Genomic DNA, 3,582 nt, shown 5'->3' on the forward strand with positions numbered 1-3,582 from the left:
CTTCACAGAATAACGGACGGATGTATGCAGGCACGAATCCAGGGAAATCAAAAGCATTCTCAACACCTTCGTCTTTTGCCACCTGACGGATATTGTTTCCGTAATCAAATGTGACTGCACCCTTCTTCTGCATGTCGAGCATAGCCTGAACATGGACGGCCATGCTTGCTTTTGATTTCTGAACATATTCAGCAGCATTTTCCTTTCGCAGAACAGCTGCTTTTTCTAAAGAATAGCCGATTGGAACATAGCCATTTAAAGGATCATGTGCAGAAGTCTGGTCAGTCAAGACGTCCGGGATGAAGTTCATTTCAAGCATTTTTGGCAGAATTTCAGCTGCATTACCTAATAGACCGATAGAAAGCGGACGGCCTTCCTGCTTTGCCTCTTGTGCTAATTTGATTGCCTCTTCAATTGAATAAACCTTTGTATCCAGATATTTCGTTTCAAGTCTGCGGTCAATGCGGTGTTCATCCACATCAATGGCAATGCAGACACCATCATTCATTGTTACTGCAAGCGGCTGGGCGCCACCCATTCCGCCAAGGCCTGCGGTTAAAGTAATAGTCTGTTTCAGTGAGCCGGAGAAGTGCTGTCTGCCTAGCTCTGCAAATGTTTCGTAGGTTCCTTGTACAATTCCCTGGCTACCGATGTAAATCCAGCTTCCGGCTGTCATTTGGCCATACATCATCAGGCCTTTCTTATCAAGCTCATGAAAGGTATCCCAATTTGCCCAGGCAGGCACAAGATTCGAGTTGGCGATTAATACCTTCGGTGCATCTTTATGTGATTTAAAAACGGCAACCGGCTTTCCGGATTGGACAAGAAGTGTTTCATCGTCTTCTAATTCATGCAATGTTTTGACAATCGCGTCATAACAATCCCAATTTCGCGCTGCCTTTCCGATCCCGCCGTATACAACCAGCTCTTCAGGGATCTCTGCAACCTCTTTGTCCAAGTTATTCATCAGCATGCGGAGTGCTGCTTCCTGAATCCAGCCCTTAGCATGAAGCTCACTGCCTTGATAGTTTTTTATTTCTCTTTTTGTTTCCGCTTTCATTGTTATCCCTCCAATGTTATCTCATATTTAGATTTTATAATGGGAACTATCTGAAAAGTATAATAATTAAGTTTGATTTTTTGTAATTTTGTTAGATTCTTATAATGTTTTTTTCGATTTTTATATAAATATTAGTATTTTTATAATTAGAACAAAAATAAACCCCCGGTTAAACGGAGGTTTTATGCATGCTCTTTCTATATTGATTTGGCGGCATTCCTTTAATTTTACTAAAAACTTTATTGAAATATTGCTGATTGCGAAAACCGCAGACAGACGCGATTTCCTTAATGCTTATTTCTGATTCCATCAAAAGCTTGGCAGATTGCCTGATCCGGGTTTCATTAAGCAGCTCCCGGAACGACTTGCCGCATTTTTTTGCGAGCGTGGAGCTGATATAATTCGGGTTTCGGTCTGCATATTCAGCTGCCCTTTCAAGAGTAACCTCAGGGTCCCAGTAATTCGTTTCTATATAGAATAAGACTCTGTCAGTAAGTTCCAGCTTCAGCTTTTTATCAGAGCGTATGGTTTCAAAAATAAGGGAAATAAAGCTAATCATTTCGTTAATCACCCGGTAGATCAGGGGAGAATAAAGGATAGTCTGGAATAAACGCAGATATTCTTTCTCCATATCCCCCTCTGCCAGCCGGAAAGTTTTCATATGCCTGCGAATTTGCGCAAGGATACTGGTCAGTCGAATTCTGATGAGACCTGGTTCCGGATATGGGTCCTGCAAAATAAGGAATTCCTTGTAAAACCATGACTTCAGCGCTTCTAAATCAGATTGATTTAGGAAATCAATCCATTTGCTCTGTTCCTCGGGGGTCAGGAATGGATCAATTGATAGCCATTTAGGCAATGATTTCTCCTCAATTACCTGATTAAATCCCCTGTAAAAAGTTAACTCCATCAGTTTCCTGTTTGCAAGATAGTAGCTTCTGACGGTTCCGCTGTCCTCCCTGCCCGTATAAATGCTGATGGCGATTTGTTCTGCTGACGTCTCCTGCCAATCTCTCATAAATCTGAGGCTCTCCTCTTTCCAGGCCACATCAGATTTTTCAGCCAAAATCAAAATCATATCACTCAAAATAAATGAGTGAACTGTTTTTTGAAAAGTATAGCTTTCAAGAAATTTATATAGCTTTGGAAGCTCCAGCGGATTTTCAGTCTTTATTCCAATAGATACAAATGGTTCTGCCGAATCATGACCTTCTAAAAATAAGTCCTGATATTTGAAGTCTTTTTCAGCTTTCTGAATGGAGTTTTGTTCAGCAGTCCGATTATTCATCTGATTACGTCTATGAATCTTTCTCGCTGATTTTAATAAAGTATCTGCTGAAATTGGCTTAAGTATTAAATCGGATACACCCATGTCGATGGCTCTTTTTGCTTGTGAAAAGGTCGCTTCCATTGTTAAGGCAATCAAATCCGGCCCTATGATCTGAATGGTTTTAAGGAAAGGACTATAACTTTCTTCATTTATCAGATCAAGTTCAAAAATCAATAGGTCTGGCTGAAAAGTTTCAAGCTTATAAATAAGCCCTGATTCATTTTGGGCGGAATCTACTTGCCATGCGTTCATTGATGATTTAAGAAGCCACTCTATGCCTTTCGTATCGTACTCATCCCGATTGGCCACAAGTACTTTGTACATGCTGCCACATCCTTTTTTAATTCTATTATGAAATAGTATTTTGGCAAATGTAAAGAAATTATCGTGAAAATCTCAGAAATAGTAGACAAGTTATGATGCCCTTCCTGCATATCTATATAGGGACAACCAATTAGGAAGGAGTATGAGCATGCCTTTTCTTGTATTAAAGAAACGCAGCATTATTGCATTTGTCATCATATTTTCAGTAATCGTTTCTGCATCAGTATGGTTTTTTTCAAAATCTGATAATTTGACAGTATTCAACCAGACGGAGGGCGAAAAAGTCCGGGAAATTCATATGGTTACAGGAGAATTTAAAGCCAAGCTGCCTGATGGCAGAGAAATTGAAGCATATCGCTGGGATCCTGGAACTATATTTCTTGAAAAAGGTGAAAAGGTAAATCTGAAGATTTGGGGAGTTAATGGAATGGAACATCCATACATCATTGAAGGAACTGATATTAAAGGTGTGGTAAAAAAAGCAGAAGAAACGGTGGTCCCTCTTCAATTTGATAAAGAAGGCGTTTACCGTCTGGTGTGTCTTACTCATCCGGATAAGGATAATAGCGGACCAATGATTGCTTATATTGTAGTAGACTAATGTGAAAAGCAAAAGCACCGGATAATCCGGTGCTTTTCTTAACTGTCTAGCTCCAGCGCCTACCCCCTCGAGGTCACAAGCTTGTCTAGTTCCGGCTCCTAGTGACTCGGGGTTATAAGCCGTTTCCTTCCAGAAGGAAGAACGCCTTCTTACAGGAACCGTCTTATGCCTGTCGTCCCTGGGCAGTCGCCTCCACATTTCGAGCATCCTCACAAAAAGGCAAAGGACGCCTTTCTGTGAGGCTCGTCTTGTGCTTGTCGGGGGTGA

General features: G+C 41.0%; 3 protein-coding genes. 1 reads left to right on the forward strand and 2 read right to left on the reverse strand.

Annotation, left to right across the window (positions count from 1 at the left end):
• Both hutU and ACEQ1T_RS06495 read right to left on the reverse strand, forming a co-directional pair.
• Positions 1-1,060, reverse strand: a 1,060-nt coding sequence (hutU, locus tag ACEQ1T_RS06490) for a urocanate hydratase (RefSeq protein ID WP_370222149.1), incomplete at its 3' end; no start/stop codon positions are given.
• 169 nt (positions 1,061-1,229) lie between these two features.
• A complete protein-coding gene (locus ACEQ1T_RS06495; protein WP_370222151.1) occupies positions 1,230-2,714 on the reverse strand; it encodes a helix-turn-helix domain-containing protein in 1,485 nt (494 codons plus the stop codon).
• A 148-nt stretch (positions 2,715-2,862) separates the two neighbouring features.
• Between ACEQ1T_RS06495 and ACEQ1T_RS06500 the strand changes: the two genes are divergently transcribed.
• Positions 2,863-3,315 carry a hypothetical protein gene (locus tag ACEQ1T_RS06500; RefSeq protein ID WP_206839767.1) on the forward strand — a complete coding sequence of 151 codons (453 nt, stop codon included), beginning with the start codon at positions 2,863-2,865 and terminating at the stop codon, positions 3,313-3,315.
• The last annotated feature ends 267 nt before the right edge of the window (positions 3,316-3,582 follow it).

It is taken from the genome of Cytobacillus sp., assembly GCF_964223445.1.
Lineage (GTDB): Bacteria > Bacillota > Bacilli > Bacillales > Cytobacillaceae > Cytobacillus.

Bases quoted from the DNA above. Each gene is read 5' to 3' on its own strand.
- ACEQ1T_RS06495 (WP_370222151.1), bottom strand. From the start codon at position 2,714: ATGTACAAAGTACTTGTGGCCAATCGGGATGAGTACGATACGAAAGGC.
- ACEQ1T_RS06500 (WP_206839767.1), top strand. From the start codon at position 2,863: ATGCCTTTTCTTGTATTAAAGAAACGCAGCATTATTGCATTTGTCATC.